The 234-nt window shown below is 58.1% G+C and carries 1 protein-coding gene; it reads right to left on the bottom strand.

Features of this window, described 5'->3' with window-relative positions:
- The coding region (locus ACVHXK_RS19025) for a POTRA domain-containing protein (protein WP_461207961.1) at positions 1-234 on the bottom strand (234 nt) is incomplete at both ends.

Below are 234 nucleotides of genomic sequence, written 5' to 3'. Positions count from 1 at the left end.
CTACCGTACGATCCGTCTGGTTGATCTGCGGCTGCGGGTTGATGGTCGCGAAAGCGTAGCCATACGTGCCGAGCAGATCGGTGATCGACTTCGTGGTCGACGACAGTTTGGCCGACGAGAAGACATCGCCCTGCTTGAGCTTGATGAGCTTCTCCATCTCGGCCTGCTTGCCGAGCAACTCGCCGGTCAGCTTGATGTCCGAGACCTTGTACTGCTCACCCTCGTGGATGTTCA

Source organism: Clostridium sp. DL1XJH146 (assembly GCF_054819755.1).
Note: the sequence above shows the minus strand (reverse complement) of the source record. Positions and strands in the feature narration are given on the sequence as shown.